The 18,345-nt window shown below is 36.0% G+C and carries 21 protein-coding genes and 1 pseudogene; 10 read left to right on the top strand and 12 right to left on the bottom strand.

The window, feature by feature from the left end; all coding sequences use genetic code 11:
* Positions 1 to 54 precede the first annotated feature (54 nt).
* Positions 55 to 951, top strand: a complete 897-nt coding sequence (gene lipA, locus ORL93_RS21100) for a lipoyl synthase (protein ID WP_003201659.1) — start codon at positions 55 to 57, stop codon at positions 949 to 951.
* 97 nt (positions 952 to 1,048) lie between these two features.
* Here lipA and ORL93_RS21095 read toward each other — a convergent pair whose 3' ends face one another.
* The 4 genes from ORL93_RS21095 to ORL93_RS21080 form a co-directional block, all read right to left on the bottom strand.
* Positions 1,049 to 1,525, bottom strand: a complete 477-nt coding sequence (locus ORL93_RS21095; RefSeq protein WP_097794097.1) for a YbaK/EbsC family protein — start codon at positions 1,523 to 1,525, stop codon at positions 1,049 to 1,051.
* Positions 1,526 to 1,544: 19 nt separating this feature from the next.
* The gene (locus ORL93_RS21090; RefSeq protein ID WP_080740350.1) at positions 1,545 to 2,255 is read right to left on the bottom strand and encodes a GNAT family N-acetyltransferase; all 711 of its coding nucleotides are present in this window, start codon (positions 2,253 to 2,255) and stop codon (positions 1,545 to 1,547) included.
* Between the two features lie 28 nt (positions 2,256 to 2,283).
* The gene (locus tag ORL93_RS21085; protein WP_265959451.1) at positions 2,284 to 2,853 is read right to left on the bottom strand and encodes a histidine phosphatase family protein; all 570 of its coding nucleotides are present in this window, start codon (positions 2,851 to 2,853) and stop codon (positions 2,284 to 2,286) included.
* A gap of 89 nt (positions 2,854 to 2,942) precedes the next feature.
* Positions 2,943 to 3,722: a YhfC family intramembrane metalloprotease gene (locus ORL93_RS21080; protein WP_033799205.1), complete on the bottom strand. Its 780-nt coding sequence runs from the start codon at positions 3,720 to 3,722 to the stop codon at positions 2,943 to 2,945.
* A 167-nt stretch (positions 3,723 to 3,889) separates the two neighbouring features.
* On the opposite strand from ORL93_RS21080, the gene ORL93_RS21075 reads away from it, so the two are divergent.
* A complete protein-coding gene (locus tag ORL93_RS21075; protein WP_097794096.1) occupies positions 3,890 to 4,624 on the top strand; it encodes a MerR family transcriptional regulator in 735 nt (244 codons plus the stop codon).
* 40 nt (positions 4,625 to 4,664) lie between these two features.
* Here the strand turns inward: ORL93_RS21075 and ORL93_RS21070 are convergent, their stop codons facing one another.
* On the bottom strand, positions 4,665 to 5,243 hold the full coding sequence (locus ORL93_RS21070; protein ID WP_016112382.1) for a YhcN/YlaJ family sporulation lipoprotein: 579 nt from the start codon (positions 5,241 to 5,243) through the stop codon (positions 4,665 to 4,667).
* 148 nt (positions 5,244 to 5,391) lie between these two features.
* Between ORL93_RS21070 and ORL93_RS21065 the strand changes: the two genes are divergently transcribed.
* Positions 5,392 to 5,664, top strand: a complete 273-nt coding sequence (locus tag ORL93_RS21065) for a YutD family protein (RefSeq protein ID WP_371388589.1) — start codon at positions 5,392 to 5,394, stop codon at positions 5,662 to 5,664.
* Between the two features lie 39 nt (positions 5,665 to 5,703).
* On the opposite strand, the pseudogene ORL93_RS21060 reads toward ORL93_RS21065, so the two are convergent.
* The 4 genes and pseudogenes from ORL93_RS21060 to glpX form a co-directional block, all read right to left on the bottom strand.
* A pseudogene (locus ORL93_RS21060) lies at positions 5,704 to 6,219 on the bottom strand (GNAT family N-acetyltransferase).
* An 11-nt stretch (positions 6,220 to 6,230) separates the two neighbouring features.
* Positions 6,231 to 6,731 carry a cytoplasmic protein gene (locus ORL93_RS21055; RefSeq protein WP_265959449.1) on the bottom strand — a complete coding sequence of 167 codons (501 nt, stop codon included), beginning with the start codon at positions 6,729 to 6,731 and terminating at the stop codon, positions 6,231 to 6,233.
* 375 nt (positions 6,732 to 7,106) lie between these two features.
* A complete protein-coding gene (locus ORL93_RS21050) occupies positions 7,107 to 7,373 on the bottom strand; it encodes a DUF3055 domain-containing protein (protein WP_003208880.1) in 267 nt (88 codons plus the stop codon).
* Positions 7,374 to 7,391: 18 nt separating this feature from the next.
* Entirely contained in the window at positions 7,392 to 8,363 is a 972-nt protein-coding gene (gene glpX / locus ORL93_RS21045; RefSeq protein ID WP_003208882.1) for a class II fructose-bisphosphatase, read from the bottom strand.
* A 147-nt stretch (positions 8,364 to 8,510) separates the two neighbouring features.
* Here glpX and ORL93_RS21040 point away from each other — a divergent pair, with 147 nt between their 5' ends.
* The 3 genes from ORL93_RS21040 (at position 8,511) to ORL93_RS21030 (ending at position 10,528) form a co-directional block, all read left to right on the top strand.
* Complete coding sequence (locus ORL93_RS21040) at positions 8,511 to 8,951, top strand: DUF86 domain-containing protein (RefSeq protein WP_097794094.1); 441 nt, start codon at positions 8,511 to 8,513, stop codon at positions 8,949 to 8,951.
* 81 nt (positions 8,952 to 9,032) lie between these two features.
* Positions 9,033 to 9,665, top strand: coding sequence for a helix-turn-helix transcriptional regulator (locus ORL93_RS21035; RefSeq protein WP_003201499.1), 633 nt, complete (start codon positions 9,033 to 9,035; stop codon positions 9,663 to 9,665).
* Between the two features lie 98 nt (positions 9,666 to 9,763).
* Positions 9,764 to 10,528, top strand: coding sequence for a TIGR01457 family HAD-type hydrolase (locus ORL93_RS21030; RefSeq protein ID WP_097794093.1), 765 nt, complete (start codon positions 9,764 to 9,766; stop codon positions 10,526 to 10,528).
* A 568-nt stretch (positions 10,529 to 11,096) separates the two neighbouring features.
* Here ORL93_RS21030 and ORL93_RS21025 read toward each other — a convergent pair.
* A complete protein-coding gene (locus tag ORL93_RS21025; RefSeq protein WP_097794092.1) occupies positions 11,097 to 11,681 on the bottom strand; it encodes an NAD(P)H-dependent oxidoreductase in 585 nt (194 codons plus the stop codon).
* A gap of 259 nt (positions 11,682 to 11,940) precedes the next feature.
* On the opposite strand from ORL93_RS21025, the gene ORL93_RS21020 reads away from it, so the two are divergent.
* The 4 genes from ORL93_RS21020 to ORL93_RS21005 all read left to right on the top strand — a co-directional run bounded on the left by ORL93_RS21020 (position 11,941) and on the right by ORL93_RS21005 (position 16,276).
* Positions 11,941 to 12,729, top strand: coding sequence for an ABC transporter ATP-binding protein (locus tag ORL93_RS21020; RefSeq protein ID WP_097794091.1), 789 nt, complete (start codon positions 11,941 to 11,943; stop codon positions 12,727 to 12,729).
* Positions 12,713 to 15,286 carry an FtsX-like permease family protein gene (locus ORL93_RS21015; RefSeq protein ID WP_265959448.1) on the top strand — a complete coding sequence of 858 codons (2,574 nt, stop codon included), beginning with the start codon at positions 12,713 to 12,715 and terminating at the stop codon, positions 15,284 to 15,286. Before ORL93_RS21020 ends, ORL93_RS21015 begins: the two co-directional genes overlap by 17 nt.
* 162 nt (positions 15,287 to 15,448) lie before the next feature.
* Entirely contained in the window at positions 15,449 to 15,988 is a 540-nt protein-coding gene (locus tag ORL93_RS21010) for a hypothetical protein (RefSeq protein ID WP_003208889.1), read from the top strand.
* A gap of 24 nt (positions 15,989 to 16,012) precedes the next feature.
* Positions 16,013 to 16,276, top strand: coding sequence for a response regulator transcription factor (locus tag ORL93_RS21005; protein WP_003208890.1), 264 nt, complete (start codon positions 16,013 to 16,015; stop codon positions 16,274 to 16,276).
* Positions 16,277 to 16,337: 61 nt separating this feature from the next.
* On the opposite strand, the gene ORL93_RS21000 is transcribed toward ORL93_RS21005, so the two are convergent.
* On the bottom strand, positions 16,338 to 17,621 hold the full coding sequence (locus tag ORL93_RS21000; protein ID WP_097794089.1) for a helix-turn-helix transcriptional regulator: 1,284 nt from the start codon (positions 17,619 to 17,621) through the stop codon (positions 16,338 to 16,340).
* Positions 17,618 to 18,286 carry a vWA domain-containing protein gene (locus ORL93_RS20995; RefSeq protein WP_097794088.1) on the bottom strand — a complete coding sequence of 223 codons (669 nt, stop codon included), beginning with the start codon at positions 18,284 to 18,286 and terminating at the stop codon, positions 17,618 to 17,620. The genes ORL93_RS21000 and ORL93_RS20995 overlap by 4 nt, the downstream gene beginning before the upstream one ends.
* Between the last annotated feature and the right edge of the window lie 59 nt (positions 18,287 to 18,345).

Below are 18,345 nucleotides of genomic sequence, written 5' to 3'. Positions count from 1 at the left end.
ACATTGAAAGAAGCGAACACGGTAAACTATTTCATATTGTGCGGAGTTGATAACATGACAAAACAAACAGAATATAAGCGCAAGCCCGAATGGTTGAAAATTAAGTTAAATACAAATGAAAACTATACAGGCTTAAAGAAAATGATGCGTTCTAAGCAGCTGCATACCGTTTGTGAAGAGGCGAAATGTCCGAATATTCACGAATGCTGGGCTGTAAGAAAAACAGCAACGTTTATGATTTTAGGTGCGGTTTGTACACGTGCTTGTCGTTTTTGTGCGGTTAAAACAGGCTTACCAACGGAGCTTGATTTACAAGAGCCAGAACGCGTAGCAGATTCTGTAGTACACATGGGCTTAAAACACGTTGTTATAACAGCGGTTGCACGTGATGATTTGAAAGATGGCGGAGCTGCTGTTTTTGCTGAAACAGTGCGCGCTGTTCGTCGCAAAAATCCATTCACGTCTATTGAAGTACTGCCATCTGATATGGGCGGGGTAGAAGAAAATTTAAAAATGTTAATGGATGCAAAACCGGATATTTTAAACCATAACATTGAAACAGTACGTCGATTATCTGACCGAGTTCGCGCTAGAGCAAAATATGATCGTTCATTAGAGTTTTTACGTCGTGCGAAAGAAATGCAACCTGATATTCCAACTAAATCTAGTATTATGGTGGGACTGGGTGAAACAAGAGAAGATTTAATTGAAGCAATGGACGACTTACGTGCGAACAATGTGGATATTTTAACACTTGGACAATACCTACAACCATCTAAAAAACATTTACCAGTTATTAAATACTACACACCAGCTGAATTTGCAGAGCTAAAAGAAATTGCTCTTAGCAAAGGATTTAGCCACTGTGAAGCTGGCCCGCTTGTTCGTTCTTCTTACCATGCAGATGAGCAAGTGCGTTCTGCAAAAGAAAATACAGCACAAGCAAAATAATAGTAAAAAATCCTTCTTAGCGTGAAAACTAAGAAGGATTTTTTTACTTCAAACACAACTAAATAGGAAACAATAAAGGAAGTTTTACCACAGTTTTTCAATTTGTTTTTTTATATTCTAAAACGGTATTTTGACATGTGGATAAAATCTTTTTCAATTCTTCTGTGGATAATTCAATTGTAAATTCCGGAACACCCGGTGTAATTAAAATTTTGTCATAGGCATAGACGGAACTATCCACAATAATTGTTACATTCTGTGAATAGCCAAAAGGAGCGACGCATCCGGGAATACATCCTGTTTGTTCTCTTAGTTCATCAGGTGAACAAATTGATAAGCGCTGCCCCGTGATTTCCTTCATTTCGTTTCTCTCGAGACGAGTTCCTTCCAATGTGAAGAAAACGTAATAGGATCCAGATTTTGATTTTAAAAATAAGCTTTTACTTGGAGCACCCTGCAAGCCAAGGCGTTCACGAACAACACGATCTGTCTCATAATCGAGAACTGGTTCATGTTCAAATTTTTCATAAGAAACATTTGTCTTATGTAATAAAGAGATTACTTCTTCGTACATATTTTTGTAATGCTCCTTTCTATATTTGCTGCATGTTCATCATGACTTTTTCAAATTTTTTTGCACTTAAAATTTCATGTGTTAAAAATTCTCCGTTATAAAAAGCTCCATATGTCGTGAAGGCACAAGGAGCATGCTGCGCATCTTCTCGCGATGTCAACTGAATGCATTTGAAAGGGATGTGATATTGCTGAGTGATATTGGCCAATTCTTGATGAATGTAATAATCAGTATAAGGACACTGATTTGTATAATAGACAACCAAGCCGTTTTGATTTGGAATCTTCATGTCCTTGGCGCTTGCTGTGAAATGTGGTGAAGGAGCATTTGGATCAAGTTTGTATACAAGTAATTCAAAATAAGGCGGTGCTGTATCACATACTTGAAACCCTTTTTTCTTTAAGTAGCCGCCATCTGATAAATAGGGGCGCTTTTTCTTGCTTGAAATAACAACAATTCCATGCTTTCCTTTCGCTTTAGAATCTTGCATACATTCTTCTAAGAGCTGTGCACCATAGCCTTGCCCTTTAAAACGCCCCGATACCCAAAAGCAATTGATGAATGTGTATCCTGGTGCAGAGATAGGCACCCATGCATACTCAGCCGGAATGTGTTCAATGAACACCTTTCCTTTTACATCTAGCTTTTTAAACATAAGTCCTTCTTCAAATCGATCCTTTAGCCACTCTTTTTTTAGCTCGACACCACGTTTCACTTTTTTGTCTGACATTGCACAGCAGATATGTTCTTGTTCAATATTATCTCGTGTAACAATTTTCAACGGTCTTTCCCCACAATCTGTGGATTGTCGTTTGTTCATCAATTGTAATTTCGTAAATATCAGGATTGCTTAAGTTTTTCCATTCTAAAAAACCAATCCGATTATCAAAGTACTTTAAAATGAGCGTTAATAAATTTCCATGTGTAACAAGTAATGTTACTTGGTGTTCTTGTTGTAAAATATCTTGAATAAGCGATGCAACGCGGTCCATCGCTTGTTTTGTTGACTCTCCGCCTAAAAAGGCAATATCTATATTTGTAAAAGTATATTCTAGTTTTTGTAGCCAATCTTTCATTGGATTATTGCTTAATATGCGTTCCTCTAGGCGCTCATCTTCGCCTACGGGTAGATTGGTTCGTAATGCAAATGGTGCAATGGATTGAATGGCTCGAGTGAAAGGGCTTGAAATAATGGACTCTATTTGCAGGTTATTTTGTAGGAGAAAATCAGCAAGAAAGTGTGCTTGCTTTTCTCCTGCAATTGTTAGTGCTGCATCTCGTTCTTGTCCAGTTGCTGAGCAGTGACGTACTGCGATAAGTTTTTTCAAAATCCATCCCTCATTTTTTAAGTTGACCATACATACTTCGACAAATAGGAAAAAAATCCTCTATACAAAAAAAGCTAAGCCGCATGGACTTAGCTTTTTTCGGATTCAATTGTTAATTTGTCTTTCATTTTACGAATAAGAATGAAAGCGCAAATCGTAAAAATAAGCGTGATTCCTTCTGCAACAAATATGTTGATAACTTGCTTTTGATAAAGAGCTGCAAAGAAGTCTATAAATGCATGGAACAAGCCGGCATATATAACAAAAATATATTTCTTATGTTTTACGCCGTATAATACAAGCATTGAGAAGGCGATTTGTAAGACCAAAGCTAAGATTCTTTCTAAGCTACCAAGTAGGTAGAGATAGGAAGGAGTGCTAAGTAATAAATCTTGTACTTGACTGAGCTGAGGGGCCTTTTCAATAAGTTTTGAAAAACTTCCATTATTGATTGAAATAGCAAAGTATAGAGTTTGAAGACTAGCTAGAGCCCCAATTGAAATAGATTCAATCCCTCCGTGTCCAATTCCATATGCTAAACCATCTTTATATTCTTGATATTTCTTAAGTAAATAGAAGAAGGCTATGAATCGACCTGCTTCTTCAAAGATAGCGGCAGTAAGTCCACCATAGATGGCATAAAGAAATGGGTTTTTCAATATTTCCGATGTTGTTGGATTGCCCAGCATAAATACGTGAAAAGGTGTTTCGAGAATTTGTGAAAATCCAATAAAGATAAGAACCCCAACACCAACAACTTTCCAGTTTATATGATATTTTTTTCGAAAATAAATAAGTACAATAATTGGAACTAGAACCGAAATCGCTAGTTGCACAATCATACTGGTAATTACAGCATTTGAAACCATATTTTTCACCGCTTTCTAATATATGTACATATATATTATGCCTGAATTTTAAGGGAATGTGGAGTGGAGGAGTTTTTAGTCATAAAAAACACATAATTTAATAATCATTTTTTATTGACTCTCACGTTACGTAATACTTTATTGTATGTATGAAGGGAGGCGAAACAATGACAATGAGGGTAAAAGAAGTAGCTGATTTAGTTGGTATTAGTGTGCGCACACTGCATCATTATGATGAAATTGGGTTGTTAACCCCAGACGAGACGACAGAGTCAGGGTATCGTCTGTATTCCAATGAAAATCTAGAGACATTGCAGCAAATTTTATTTTTTAAAGAGCTTGGCTTCCCTTTAAAGAAGATTAAGGAAATTATCATGAGTCCTTCATTTGACCGAGAAGAAGCGCTTCAATTGCATAAGAAAATGCTGCTCGAGAAGCGAGCTAGACTGGATAAGGTGATTGCGACAATTGATAAGACAATTAAGCATACAAAAGGAGAGATTCAAATGACGAATAAAGAAAAATTTGAAGGATTTGATTTCAGCCAAAACCCATATGAGCAAGAAGCACGTGAGAGATGGGGAGACGAAGCTGTGGATAAAGCGAATAAGACAGCAGCTGGCATGCCTAAAGAAAAGCAAGAAGAGTTTAATAGCATTTATAGAAAGCTGGCTACACTTCGAAATGGCGCGCCTGATTCTAAAGAAGCACAAGAAGCAATCCAAGAATGGTACGATTACTTGCAAAACTTCGGTCAATATTCATTAGAGACATTCAAAGGATTAGGTCAAATGTATGTAGATGATGAACGTTTTACAAAAAATATTGACCAATTTGGAGAAGGTTTAGCACAGTTTATGTGCGATGCAATGGCGGTATACGCAGATAACCGTAAAAAATAAAAAAGATGGGGCTGTCTCAAGTGGGCAGCCGCCATCTTTTTTATTTTTTAAGCATGTCATTTAATGTTTGATTCTGCGTATTATTCAAATGCGGATTTTTCCCCATTTCACGTTTTAGCATATCAAGGCTTTGTTCATATTCTTTATTGTTTAATGTACCAGATTGCAGACCTTGAATTTGCGTGATCAATTTTTGGTCTGTTGATACATATGCTTTATAATAGCGAGGAACGATGGATAAAGCTGTTTTATATACTTGATCTGTTACAAGAGCAGGATCGTTTGTTTTTGCTTTGTATACAACAAATACTTCGTCATCGGTCACAAGTGTAGCAGCATTTGTGACATCCGGAAGATTTACTGTCATACTTGTAATCATTTCAGCTACCTTCTCGCGGTTAATGGCACCCACTTGTTTGTTAGATACTTCATGTTTTTGTTTAGAGGAGTATCCGACTCTTGTAAGCTTTGTATTTGTATTTTCTGTATGATACATGTCGTTTTTATTGGAGACAAGAACGCGGCTGCCTTTTTCATGTTCCATTTCAGCTTTATTTGTCGAGTAGCAACCTACAAATAAAGAGAGCGTGAGAAGAGAGAGTATCATTTGTTTTTTCAAGATGTATCACCTCCTTCTTCATAGCATTTACTACTTTTCAATTTTTTGTATTTGAAATTGTTGGTTGTTAGGCTTTGTGATACGATAAAAAGAAGAATGCTTAGAAAGGAAGTTAATGATGGAGCAAAAGCAGGAGATTCATGCTACAATGAGCATTAATAATGTTCAATACGAAGTAATTAAAGACTATCGTAACGGTTTTCGTGAAGAAGCATTTAAAGAGCGCTATGCAGAAATTTTAAATAAATATGATTATATCGTTGGTGACTGGGGCTACGATCAACTCAGATTGCGCGGTTTTTTTGATGATAGTAACCAACGTGCGACATATGATACGAAAATTAGTACATTATCGGAGTACTTATACGAGTACTGTAATTTTGGTTGTGCACACTTTGTATTACGAAAAGTGAAGAAGTAAAAAGAATTCCTCTTACGATAGGCGTAAGAGGAATTTTTTTTAATCAAGTATTTTTTCATAGCAGTTATACCAATTATAGGGATCTGGTTTACTTGAAAAATAAACAGCGCTCCGGCATATATAATTATTTGTTTCGTATAAACGTAAGGAAACAGGATTACCTGTGAAAGCATCTAAGCGTATCCCGATATAGTTCTTTTGCTATGCTTCATTTTCCCAAAAGGATAATAGTTCTTTACTATATCCTTTTCCTTGTGCGACTGGATGGATGACAAAAGAGTGGACAATGAGAAAACGTCCTTCCGTTTTTGACCAGTCAATAAGCGTATACTCTGGGGACTGCCATTCATTCAAAATGACGGCACCAACGATTGAATCATCTTTACATAGACAATAGAGTTCATTATTTTCTAAGTGGTAGGAAATTGTTTCTCGCGTCGGATAAGAGTCATCCCATTGGTAAATTTGTTTTTGGAGTAGGTCCGTTTTACACTGCTCATACATATCATCTAACTTATCTAATAGGTTAAGTGTACCTTTTGTTATTTTTAGCATATGTGTCCCCTTTACAAGCAAATTGAAATAAGATCACCTTCAGAAAGCGTTGTATTTGGTTTCATCTTCTGTCCATTCAACTGAATGTGTCCGTTTTTTATTTTGTCTACAATCGCGGTGCGGCTCCAATCTGAAATATACGTAGCGAGTGCTTTATCCATGCGATGAGAGCCAAAAACTGTTTCTAATACAATGGCTAATTCTGTAGTGCCAGCTTCTTTATATTGCATAATCGAGATAGTAGTGATCATCTCACCTTGTTCTTTTTGAAACACATCGATCGTTTCGACATGATCAGAAAAAGACTTATAAATGTGAAGTTTCTTGTTCCACGTATGTCCTTTCGGGCATTTATAAATGGAAAAGCGGTAAATATTTTTTCCGTTTGCGTTATGCCTATGAATGTTCGTATCAGTAAAAAGGGTGGTATGCCCGCAATTTTTACAATGCTTTTCGACTATCGTTTCAAATTCATTTTCATATAAATTCCAAGAAAGTTGTACTTTCTGCATTTTCCTTCACCTCGTTTGATGGTAAAGGAACGTAAGACAGCTATTTGGATGTCTTGCAGTATGAATGGGAAAGAAATAGGCAAAAATAAAAGGAGGTTCTCCCTTAAGAGGAACCTCCGTAAAACATCATACTACAGATGTGCTACGTTCCTTTGTAATGGGAAATGAACAGACTACTCCCTTGACAAAGCACATAGCTTTTTTGAGAGTAATGCTATTCAGTTGCTGATCCATTACAAAGTAAATGTTGGCATACGTAGTAGACGTCCTTTCTTCCAAATAGATTTGTTCATAAGTATAACATAAAAGATTGAAAATTCAAAACTTTGTTATGTATAAAAAACACCAGCTATCAAGGTAGCTGGTGCCATAATATTATATAAGTTCAAATAAGAATGAGCGAAGTTCTTCTGCAATCTCTTCAGAGACAGAAAAAGCGTGCTCTAAGTAGCCAGGTTCGTTTAAATCGTCAGTGCCGATGATTGCAAATTTATTACGCTGCATATCAAGGACAATTGTTTTACCGTAATGGCGATCGGAATATAAAAGCGCTAAATCGTGGCGCTCATTTTCTCCCATAAAGCTAACGAAACGCGTTTTTGTATCGACTGTATCGTCGTAAAGAAAGAAACGTTCTTCCATACTACACAGGCTCCTTTTTTAAATATCTAAGTTTAAGTGAGGCTTATGATCTAAATGGTGATGTGTTTTAATAAAGCGTACTGTTCTTGTTTTGTAGCGCATAACGATAGAATATGTTTCTGCTAAGTCTCCGCCAAGGAATTTCACACCATCTAATAACTCGCCAGCAGATACGCCTGTTGCTGAGAAGATTGCGTCGTCACCAGATACTAAGTCATTTAACATAAGAAGTTGACGAGGGTCTTCTAATCCCATTTTACGGCAACGTGCTTCTTCTTCTTCGTTCATTGGAACTAAGCGTGCTTGCATTTCGCCTTCAAGACATTTTAGTGCTGCTGCAGAGATAACGCCTTCTGGAGCGCCGCCAATACCAACGAATAAGTCAATACCTGTTCCTGGAAGAGCTGTTGCGATTGACGCACCAACATCTCCATCACCGAATAGTTTTACACGTGCACCTTTTGCGCGAACACGGTCAATAATATCTTGATGACGTTCACGTTCTTGGATGATAACCGTTAGGTCACGAATTTTCTTATTGTTTGCTTCTGCTACAATTTCAATTGTTTTTTCAATTGGATCATCTAAGCTAATTTTACCAGCTGCTTTTGGACCAACCGCGATTTTTTCCATGTACATATCCGGAGCATGAAGAAGGTTTCCTTTATCTGCGACTGCAATAACTGCCATTGCATTTGCAAGACCTTTTGCAACGATGTTTGTCCCTTCTAATGGATCAACGGCGATATCTACTTCTGGACCGTTACCTGTTCCTAGTTCTTCACCAATATATAACATTGGTGCTTCATCAAGTTCTCCTTCACCAATTACAACAGTACCTGCCATGTTTACTGAATCAAACATATCACGCATAGCGGTAGTTGCTGCATCATCTGCTTCGTTTTTCTTTCCGCGGCCCATCCATTGTGCGGATGCTAAGGCTGCTGCTTCTGTTACACGGACAATTTCTAATGCGAGTTCACGTTCCAAGGTGACATTCCTCCAATTTCAAAAATCATACAGTTATAACTATAACAAATAACGCGTGAAAGGTGAATTCGAAAAATTGTCGATTTTTTCAGAAGAAACGGTTACAATTAAAATGTAAATGCTTTAATTTCCAGGTAGGTGACATTCATGTACTTTGTAGACAGAAAAAAAATAGAGCAAATGTTAGCATGTTTAGAACAAGTAGTAGATACATTTCAAGAGAAGCAAGAATATGAAACGAATTTTGAATATTACGCATTAGAGCGTATGTCGCATCTCATCATTGATTGCATACTAGATGTTGGAAATGCAATGATTGATGGATTTATTATGCGTGATCCAGGGAGTTATGAAGATATTATTGATATTTTAATGGACGAAAAAGTCATAAGTGAGGAAGAAGGAAAAGGGATAAAAGAAGTGATTGTTCTTCGGAAAATGCTTATGCAAGATTATATTCAAATGAACCATGAAGAATTATATACAACGATTCAAAAACAAATTGCCGTGGTACAAAAATACCCTGCGAATATTCGCCGTTACTTAGAAAAGGAATTAGGACCTGTATCTGCATTTGTAGCAGAATAAGCGCATGGATAAGATCCCCATTAACCTTTTTGGGGGTCTTTTTTGTCTATGGGAACGGCTCAAAAGGGAGAAGGATGAGAAATGGAGGAAGCACGTACAACGAAGGAAGAAATTGTACAGCTTTTAAAAATAAATGGTGAACAAACAGTTGCATCGTTAGCTGAATCTTTAGAGATTACGGAGATGGCAGTACGTCGTCATTTAAGTAAGCTTGAGAAAGAAAAAATCATTCAGTCGAAAATGGTGCGTCAACATGTGGGAAGGCCAACATATGTATACGACCTAAGTCAAAAAGGAGAAGATTCGTTTCCGAAAGATTATAAGCAATTTGCTTTAGAAGTGTTAGAGGATTTAGAGTCAATCGGTGATGAAACACTTGTTAATGCTATTTTAAAAGCGAGAACGAATCGGATGGAGGAGCAATTACAAAAGCGAATCAGCAGACAAGATAATGTATGGCAGAAGCTTCGGGAAGTTGCTGTTATCCAAGAGAAAAAGGGATATATGGTACAAGTGAAGCAAGAGGGAGAAAACTCGTACATATTACAAAAACAAAATTGTCCATTAAAGGCTGTTGCTGAAAAATATCCACAGCTTTGTTTGGAGGAAGAAAGTATGTATAAGCGGTTGTTTTCTGATGAAAATGTGAAAGTGTTATCAAATATGTGCAATGGTGACTGTCACTGTTCGTATCACATACAAGAGAAAAAATGAACGTTATGGGACGCTTTTAGACAAAGCGTTTTTTTCTTTGGAAAAAGCGGTTAATATAAGAAGGGTATGAACGCTAGAAAAAAAGGAGAGACAGATGGATGTATAAAGGCTATTTAATCGACTTAGATGGGACAATGTATCGCGGTGAAGAACAAATTGAAGAAGCAAGCGACTTTGTAAAAGCACTACAGGAGCGCGGCATTCCCTATTTGTTTGTAACGAATAACTCAACGCGTAAACCAGAGCAAGTGGCAGAAAAGCTTGTTCGTTTCGATATTCCAGCTAAACCAGAGCAAGTATTTACAACAAGCATGGCAACAGCAAACTTTATTTATGAGCGTAAACAAGATGCGTCTGTGTATATGATTGGTGAAGAAGGATTGCATGACGCACTTGTAGAAAAAGGATTCAAACTTGTGGATGAAAATCCTGACTTTGTCGTTGTTGGATTAGATCGCGAAATTACATATGAAAAGCTAGCGAAAGCATGTCTTGCAGTACGTAATGGTGCGATATTTATTTCAACAAATGGAGATATTGCCATTCCAACTGAGCGTGGTTTATTACCTGGAAACGGTTCCTTAACATCTGTTGTAACAGTGTCAACAGGTGTAGAGCCAATCTTTATCGGAAAACCAGAATCCATTATTATGGAACAAGCACTAAAAGTACTTGGCATGGCGAAAGAAGAAGCGCTAATGGTTGGGGATAACTATGATACTGACATTTTAGCGGGGATAAATGCTGGTATGCATACACTTCTTGTCCACACTGGAGTCACAACTGTGGAGAAGTTAACAGAGTATGACGTGCAGCCAACACAAGTTGTGCATAACTTGACAGAGTGGATTGAGAAGATGTAATAGTGGACAGGCAATCTTTTAGATTGCTTGTTTTTTGCTGAATGAAGGCTGTAATTCGATTTAAGTAGGGATGGGCGTAAGTGTATATTAAAATTACATTCATTGTTTAAATTACAGAAAAAGACCTGCTCACTCATCGTTAATCAACATACAGTAATGTAAATCCGTCAAAATATCCACAGCTTACTGTTTTGAGCACTTACTAAAGTAGGGATTATACAGCTGTTGGGAAGGTGGATTTAGCTGCTAAAAAACACTCACTTGAGTGTCTTTTTACTTTAATAATATTTTTTATAAATGGATTTGCGAGAAGGGGAAGGGATATGGATCATACGATTACATTCAATTTTGGAATATCCATAGTAATTATTCTATTCGTTTTGTTTGTACTAGCTATATGCGGATGTTAAAAAGACACCCTTTCGAGTGTCTTTTTTTGACTTGAAAACCACATATGTATTAGGACTCTCATCCTATTTGCTATTTTACCATGTTCAGTCATATCCGTTATTGAGAAAATTAAATCAGCATGTCACTCTGCGTTAACCTCACTGATGGAAGTTTCATCTTACCCTAATAAACGATTCACTACTTCTTTTACTTCTTCAAGATATTGTTTTCTCGCGCCGTCATCCACAGAAGGGACACTCGTATAGAATGTGTGCTCTAACGTTTCAATTCCTGTAAATTCAAAGATTCCAGCATCAGTTGTTTTCTTCATTGCATCAAACATACCGCTTGCTGTATAAGCTCCTTTTGTATTTCCCATTGTGGATAGTAGCAATCCTTTTTTACTGCTTAGTAACTTTTCAATTCCATTTTCACCATAAGCGTACGCAAAGCCGTGGCTAAATACACGATCAACATATCCTTTTAAGATTGCTGGAAGACCTGCCCACCACACTGGATAAATAAATGTGATGTTATCAGCCCAAGTGATATGTTCTTGTTCTTCTTTAATATCAGCTGGTGTATTTCCTTGAGAAAAGGAAACAAAATCAGAAGCTGCTAATACTGGATTGAAATTTAGTTCATATAAATCGCGAACACGTACTTCATGACCTTTTTCTTCAAGTTCACTTTTTACTGTTTCTAAAATCGCATGATTGAAGCTTTGTGGATTTGGGTGTGCATAAACGATTAGATGTTTCATGTTTATTCCTCCTATTTGTGGATATGTTGATAGTTTTTCTTAAAAAGAAAATATTATTGTAACTATTATGGTTACGAATCGAGGGGGGAATCAAGAAATTCAAATTCTTATTAGAAAATGTGAGATGTGCTATTTTGCGAAGTGTGTTTCAAAATATATTTATATTACAATACAAGTACATTGTGATAGGAAGATTGGTTTCGCAGCAGAATATATATTTAATATAAAGATAATTAAATAAAAAAAAGGGGTATAAAAAATGAATATCATTGAAATTGAAGGGGTAGAAAAATCATTTGATATTGGTGATAGTAAGGTAAAGATATTAAAAAGGATTAATCTCCAAATCCAAAAAGGTGATTTCGTTTGTATTATGGGAGCGAGTGGGTCGGGGAAAACCACTCTTTTACAGTTGCTTGGAGGATTAGATATTCCGACGACGGGAAGCATTCGAGTAGATGGTACTGAAATTTCATCATTAAAAGAAAAAGAACTCGCGTTGTTTCGGAGGCATAAAATAGGTTTTATTTTTCAGCAGTTTAATTTAATACCAGTATTTAATGCGGAAGAAAATGTGGGATTACCGTTACTGTTAGATAATGTCCCGCAGAAGAAGGCGACAACAGCGGCAAAGCGTTTATTAGAGCTTGTTGGTTTAAAAGGGAAAGAACAGTACTTACCATCGCAATTATCAGGTGGCCAGCAGCAAAGGATTGCCATTGCGAGAGCATTTGCCAATGAACCAGCTATTATATTAGCAGATGAACCGACAGGAGCGTTGGATTCTGAAAATAGCAAAAATATCATTGCGGCTCTTCGTAATGCTTGTGATGAATTGGGGCAAACGGCAGTTGTTGTCACGCATGACCCGTTTGTAGCCGCTCATGCAGATAAAGTTGTTTTCTTACTAGATGGTGAAGTAATTCATGAACATGCCGAAAGTAAAGGATGGAAATTCCGGCATATTCCGCAGCAAGTTACGCACATTCAAGAGATTATGAATCGGCACTTTAAGGTAGGTGATAAGAGCGATGTCTTGGATAATTAAATATGCGGCCAAGTCTATTAAGCAGAATTGGCTAAGGAACATGTTAATCGCTCTTGGGGCTGCTTTAGGCGTTATGTTAGCAACAATGTTACTACTAGGAAATCAGTCTGTAGAACAAAGTGTTAAAGAGCAGGTTGTGAGTCGTTATGGTGATTATGATTTGCAACTTGGTTATATTAAAAATGATGTGTATTTAAAAGATAAAAAATTAAAAGAACTGAACGGTCTTGAAAGTGCGGAAAAAATATCAAAAGTACTTATCCCTTATCCGTTACCAAATTATAAAGAGCTTTCTGGCAAACCATCGTATTGGGGCGTGGAACAAGATTCTCCCGATATGCGTTCTTATAAAATTACAGAAGGGCGATATCCGAAAGAAGGGGCGGAAGTAGCACTTACGAAAGGGTATACAGATCGAGAAAATATAAAAGTAGGAGATATGATTCGTCTGCCTTTTCCACCGCATGGTGAAAAAAATGTGAGAGTTGTAGGGATTTTGAATCCACCATTGATGGCAGCAATGGGACATAGCGCATATTTTCCGATTGCTTGGATGCAAAAGGAATTAAACTTACAAGGTCAATTTAACCTTGTTCAAGTGAAAACATCTGATGCGAATATAAAAAGAATGATCGCTAGTGATGCGAATGAGAAACTTGAAAATATTAAAATAGATCAGCGTACATATGTAGATAAAGCATTAGAAAGATTAAATGTGATGAAGCCATTAGTCTTTAGTTTAGGCGGAATTGCTTTATTTGTTGTAGCGCTTTTGATTATGGGAAGCTTCTTCTTATCTGTAAGAAGTCGCTTTAAACAATGGGCTTTATTACGTGCGATTGGTAGTAATCCAAATCAAGTCATTTTCATTGTTTTATTAGAAGCATTATGTATTGGAACGATTGGTTCGTTAGTAGGAGTTGTACTTGGTGCTAGCACACATCAGCTCGCAGCTTCTTTTATTAACAAGTGGGTGAATGTAGAAAGTACAGGGCAAGAATCATTTTCTATTTCATTTGAGATTTTATTCATTACATTTTTACTAGGGATTATCATGTCTGTAATAGGTGCAGCCATACCGGCATTTATGGTAAGAAAAATACCACCAGTTCAAGCTTTAAGACCAGGACTTCCGAGCAATCAAAAGAAAGAACGGAAATGGAGTATCTTCAGTCTTATTGTTTTAATGGCAGGTATCGTAATTGGTTTAAGTGGAACAGTTGTTGAAAAATATATTGGCTTTAATCTAAGTGCGATTGGAGCAATTTTATTTGCAATTGGTTTATTGTTTACAATCCCATTGTTGATTCGTGTGATTACGTCAGTTATCGCTAAACCATTTCAAACGATATTTCGCATTGAGACAACAATTAGTAGCCGAAATGTCATTCGTTATCGTAAAAAGGCAGCTGTTTCAGTCGCAATTCTAGCATTTGGATTTATGTTATCGCTAGTTGGAACGATGTATGTGAATGCGATGTACGAAGGAATGAAGCAAGGATTACAAAAGAATTTACCAGCAGATTTAGTCATTCGTGTTCCAATGGAGTCACAAGGAATTGAAAATATCCCATTTAATTGGCTAGGAAAGATACAAGACGTTGAAGGGGTAAAAGAAATTGTCGGAGCAGCCTCTGATTCCACATCTAAACTTGTAAATTATGACTTTAAAGAAGCAAATCAAGAATGGTACGAATTTATGAAGAAAAATAAATATAATTATGATGCGATTGAAGTTGTGGGTACTGATATTACAGCGTTTCAAAAGGTGACCAAGATGAAAGTTATTTCTGGTCAAAACTTGAGTACTCCATTAAAAGATGGAGAAGGAGTAATTACAAAAGAAACAGCAAAAAATTTAGGGATTAAGCTACATGATACGCTTGAAGTGCAAGGGAAAGGGAAGCAAAAACAGTCTATTAAAGTCGTTTCTATTATCGAGAAAAACTTGAGAATGCAAAGTACTTATGTCTTCGTAAATGAACAATGGGCGCGAAATATGTTTCATGTAAAAGGATATGAATCGATTCAAATTATGACAGACTCTAAGGTACCTTTTGAAACAATTAAGAAGAAAGTAACAAAGATAACAAATGGTAAAGATAATATAGAGGTTATAAATAGTACCGATTTATTAAAAGAGCAAGAACAATTGTTATCTCAAATGGTTATGCTCATTCGTTTATTGGTTGTAATTATTTTTGTTATTTCGGGTATTGGCTTAATGAATGCGATTGTGGCAAGCTTACATGAAAGACGCGCTGAAATAAGTATGATTCGTGCAGTAGGAGCAATTCCTGGGCAAATGCGAAGAATTGTATGGCTAGAAGGTGCATTACTCGGTGCAATAGCTGGATGTATAGGAATTGGAGGCGGTGTGATTTTTAGCTATATTGTCTTAACGAGTTTAGAACTAACCGTTATTACGATTCCATACAATCAAGTTTTATTACTGGCTGCAGCGAGCGTTATACTCGGAACAAGTGCAGCAATGATTGCTTCATCCCAGTTAAGAAAATTTAATCTAAGTGACACGCTCAAGGAATTATCAGCGTAAGAAAGACCGCTTTTATAGCGGTTTTTTTTATGAGTTTGGTTAAATCGTTCTATGAAATAATAAAAATTACTTCTGTTTTTTCAGTATTTTTAACTACTATAAATTAACTAACTCCACGTTATAAAGTAATAGTAAGGACTTGAAAGTGGAGGTGATCCATTCATGATTCATAACGAATTATTCATTAGAAACGAACAGACGGTTAGATTGTATCAGCGTATTATTTCGGACAAACTTTTTTCATTGCATGATAAAGGTGATGGAAAGGTATTGAATGTCCATATTAATATTTTGGCTCAGTTGTTATATGAAGCATTTAAAGAAATCGATTTAACCAATTCTCCTGTTGTTCCCGTTCTTATTATTTCTAACCCTGTAGCAGTTCAAAGTATTTATGTTCCAGGGATATATACAATGAATTTTGTTTGTGATGAGTTCATGTATATTTGTGATGTTGATCGTCTTCAAAATGAGGTTGCAACATTAGCAATCGGCTATACAATCCAGCATAGTAGACTTGAGCGATTATTAGATAAAGAAGTAGAAAAAATGCTTCTGTATATGATTAAGAGAATAAAGAAATTTTTGGATATCCATGGTGAGTTAACATGTTCTTTTGAAATTGCTGTTAAGGAAGATGTTTTATTATATGAGAACAATCTATCTCCCGTTTTTTTATGTCAATGGATTGTAAATCGATAGGAGTAGAGGAAGGAGAATGAAAAAATGAGTGTCAGATTAAGTGCAAAAGAAAAAGAAGTAGCCATTCTCGTCTCAAACGGAATGAAGGATAAAGAAATTGCTCAAACGTTGTATATTAGCCGGAGAAGGGTAGGGGAGATAATAGCTTCTATTAAAGAAAAATGGAACATTCATCATCGTGTAGAAATTGGAATTCGGGCCTACTATTATGGGCTAATTACGATAGAAATCGCTCCTAGAGAAGAGAATTGTTCACAGAGGATAAAACAGAAGAGTTTTGTTTTTTAATTACAATTTTCGCCCTCTTTGATTGTGTGCAAAGAGGGGAATTGCCATTTTAGAAATTAGTTTAAAAATCTTCTATATCAAGGTCGCATTGTAAGGCGATTTTAAAATATTTTGCTCCTAATTTATAAGCACGTAATTCATAAAAATGATCTCCTAATTCAGTAGCTAGCTTTTTAACCTGTATATATTGTCTGTTACCCATTCCAAAATCAATAATTCTCTGCATTTCTTTCTCGTAGCCCTGATGGTCACCTTGAAGCTTATAGAGATGCGCTTTATATGTATAAATTTCGATATAAACAGAAGGCATATCGTAAGTTTCTAAGATTTTGATGGCTTCCGGCATGACTTTATTGATTTGCTCCCATTCTTTTAAATGTAAGTAAATTTCAATAAGGCTTCGCAATGCGTAAATATTTGACTCTTGCTGATTGATTGCTATATTTATTTTCAAGGAACGCTTGAAGTGTTGAATTGCTGTATCGAATTCTTCTAACCCTTGATATACTCTTCCGTAATTGTAATAAATCATTGCAAAATACATAGCAGGATCGTGAAGTTCTTTTACATATTGTTCAGCTTCTTTTAAGTATTGTAAGGATTCTTCGTATCTTTCATCGAGATGATATTGTACAGCAATTGTAATAAGCGTATCTGATATGAAAACTTTGTTATTTAACTTGCTATATATTTCATATGCTTTTTTTGAATATTTCCGGCTCACACTTTGGTTTTTAATGAGACGTTGTTTAACTAGGCTCATATTATAGTATAAATTAGCTCTTTGTAAGTTTTCTTCCGTAGTTAATAATTGATTTGCTTGCTCGTAGTATTCATTTGTTTTAATAAAATCTTGTTTCATATAAAAATAATTACCACATGCTATGTAATAATAGGAAAAGTCTTCAGCAAACATTTGATTAGGCTGATTAGGTATTAAATTTATTGCTTGTTGATAAATGGAATCACCTTTTTTGGGTGAACTAGTACGAGCGTAATAATGGAGTAGTACACCAAAAATATGTAAAAGAATTGGGAGTGGATGCATTTCCCGAGTATGTAACTCTAAAAAAGAAATTTCACTTTCAGTCAATTTGTTATTCTCTTTATAGTTTATCGTAATCGCTATTATATCTGCCTCAAAGTCAGTTTTACTTTGCTCTGTGAGATAATCCACACTAATATCCAGTTTGGCTGAAACCTTCTCTAAAAAAGAATGAGAAGGTTTTGCCGTTCCATTTTCAACTCGACTTAAATATGGAATAGAACAAATTCCATTTACTAATTCCCCTTGTGTCATTTCGCGATGTATCCGGATTTGGCGTATCTTTTCTCCTATTTTCAAAGTATCACCTTTTTCTCCTTCGCTTCTTTTATCCACATCGGAAGTTCATTCAACAAATTGTTATACAACGTTTCATCTGTTGTTTTTTCGATATCGCGAATGTAGAAGAAGTTTGCGTTATCAATGAAACGCCCTTCCATTTCGTCAAGCTTTCTAAGAACGTCGAATTTGCCGTTTCCAATTCCAACAAACTGCCAAAAAATCGGTTGGTTAGAAGAGAATACAACCGGTTTTTGAATTCCTTTTTTACAGCCTCCATCGTTAATAAAAATAACAAAGGCAGGCTCTGTGCTTTTTTCTTCAATCGTATATTTTTTTATGATATCTTCCATTACTTGTGGCTCATCATTTCGGCCAAATTTATGAATGGAAGTGTTATTTAAAATATGTTTTTCAACATAACCAGCAAAATCTTTTTCGGTAACGGTTGGTAATCTTGAAAACTCATTATCGTACACCCAAATATCTAATGAACCATCATCATCGAATTGACTTGCTACAGCAAGAACACGTTCAACAACTTCTTGGACAGTACCGTTTTTATAAAGTGTTCGCATAGACCCAGAAATGTCTAATACGAGCGCAACTTTTGCGACAACGCCTGTTAATTTCTTTTTCTCTAATACAACGCGTACTGCTTCTTTTCTTAAAGTAATTGTACTCAAGTATAATCGCTCCTTTTTTTATCATGTAACAAAGATGCCGGTTCTTGAAGTATGTATAG

It is taken from the genome of Bacillus sp. DHT2, from assembly GCF_026241455.1.
GTDB classification, from domain to species: Bacteria; Bacillota; Bacilli; order Bacillales; family Bacillaceae_G; genus Bacillus_A; species Bacillus_A pseudomycoides.
Note: the sequence above shows the minus strand (reverse complement) of the source record. Positions and strands in the feature narration are given on the sequence as shown.

Bases quoted from the DNA above. Each gene is read 5' to 3' on its own strand.
- lipA (WP_003201659.1), top strand. From the start codon at position 55: ATGACAAAACAAACAGAATATAAGCGCAAGCCCGAATGGTTGAAAATT.
- ORL93_RS21095 (WP_097794097.1), bottom strand. From the start codon at position 1,525: ATGTACGAAGAAGTAATCTCTTTATTACATAAGACAAATGTTTCTTAT.
- ORL93_RS21090 (WP_080740350.1), bottom strand. From the start codon at position 2,255: ATGTCAGACAAAAAAGTGAAACGTGGTGTCGAGCTAAAAAAAGAGTGG.
- ORL93_RS21080 (WP_033799205.1), bottom strand. From the start codon at position 3,722: ATGGTTTCAAATGCTGTAATTACCAGTATGATTGTGCAACTAGCGATT.
- ORL93_RS21075 (WP_097794096.1), top strand. From the start codon at position 3,890: ATGACAATGAGGGTAAAAGAAGTAGCTGATTTAGTTGGTATTAGTGTG.
- ORL93_RS21065 (WP_371388589.1), top strand. From the start codon at position 5,392: ATGAGCATTAATAATGTTCAATACGAAGTAATTAAAGACTATCGTAAC.
- ORL93_RS21055 (WP_265959449.1), bottom strand. From the start codon at position 6,731: ATGCAGAAAGTACAACTTTCTTGGAATTTATATGAAAATGAATTTGAA.
- ORL93_RS21050 (WP_003208880.1), bottom strand. From the start codon at position 7,373: ATGGAAGAACGTTTCTTTCTTTACGACGATACAGTCGATACAAAAACG.
- ORL93_RS21040 (WP_097794094.1), top strand. From the start codon at position 8,511: ATGTACTTTGTAGACAGAAAAAAAATAGAGCAAATGTTAGCATGTTTA.
- ORL93_RS21035 (WP_003201499.1), top strand. From the start codon at position 9,033: ATGGAGGAAGCACGTACAACGAAGGAAGAAATTGTACAGCTTTTAAAA.
- ORL93_RS21030 (WP_097794093.1), top strand. From the start codon at position 9,764: ATGTATAAAGGCTATTTAATCGACTTAGATGGGACAATGTATCGCGGT.
- ORL93_RS21025 (WP_097794092.1), bottom strand. From the start codon at position 11,681: ATGAAACATCTAATCGTTTATGCACACCCAAATCCACAAAGCTTCAAT.
- ORL93_RS21020 (WP_097794091.1), top strand. From the start codon at position 11,941: ATGAATATCATTGAAATTGAAGGGGTAGAAAAATCATTTGATATTGGT.
- ORL93_RS21015 (WP_265959448.1), top strand. From the start codon at position 12,713: ATGTCTTGGATAATTAAATATGCGGCCAAGTCTATTAAGCAGAATTGG.
- ORL93_RS21010 (WP_003208889.1), top strand. From the start codon at position 15,449: ATGATTCATAACGAATTATTCATTAGAAACGAACAGACGGTTAGATTG.
- ORL93_RS21005 (WP_003208890.1), top strand. From the start codon at position 16,013: ATGAGTGTCAGATTAAGTGCAAAAGAAAAAGAAGTAGCCATTCTCGTC.